This window comes from Nioella nitratireducens, from assembly GCF_001879715.1.
GTDB classification, from domain to species: Bacteria; Pseudomonadota; Alphaproteobacteria; order Rhodobacterales; family Rhodobacteraceae; genus Nioella; species Nioella nitratireducens.
In genome coordinates this window covers 1-500 of record NZ_MNBW01000079.1, presented here as the reverse complement: position 1 = coordinate 500, position 500 = coordinate 1, and the positions used below count along the sequence as shown (strand labels likewise).

General features: G+C 57.8%; 1 protein-coding gene and 1 pseudogene. One reads left to right on the top strand and one right to left on the bottom strand.

Features of this window, described 5'->3' with window-relative positions; all coding sequences use genetic code 11:
- On the top strand, positions 1–241 hold a 241-nt coding region (locus BKY27_RS20480), incomplete at its 5' end, for a hypothetical protein (RefSeq protein ID WP_233491921.1).
- On the opposite strand, the pseudogene BKY27_RS20475 reads toward BKY27_RS20480, so the two are convergent.
- Positions 181–354, bottom strand: a pseudogene (locus tag BKY27_RS20475) (IS6 family transposase); the annotation flags it as partial. The gene BKY27_RS20480 and the pseudogene BKY27_RS20475 overlap by 61 nt on opposite strands.
- Positions 355–500 lie beyond the last annotated feature (146 nt).

Below are 500 nucleotides of genomic sequence, written 5' to 3'. Positions count from 1 at the left end.
CTCCCCACAAACCAAAGAAGCCTCTGAATCGCAGATCACACGTCAGCTCGAAAGTGTGGGGGCGGCGAACCGCTTACAGCCCATCACCACGATGCGTCAGCATTTTGATCCGGTCGCGAATGCTGGCGGTGCTGGCAGACAGATTCGAACCAGTCTCACCAAGGGCAGTGTAGCTGTCCCTCATGCCGCGCAGAGACCACGCCACTCACCGAGAGCAGCGGCGCGGTTGGCCTTTAAATGATGTCTGCTTGAGAGGCTGCGCTCCTGGTTGAAATGGTTCGAGACAAAGGCGTGGACGGAGGCGAATTTCTGCAAACTTCGCATGCGCCTGAAACGGAGCATCGCCCGTTCCCTGAGCTACTCCCCATCGGTTGGACAGGATCTGGCGTAAATCAAGCTACTCGTTGCACCTGCTGACCGGTTTGGACCTGTCACGTCTTTGTGCCGCCCCAAGTGCTCGTTTAGGCCACTTTCCGTTCGAAGGCGACCGGGCTTTTCCA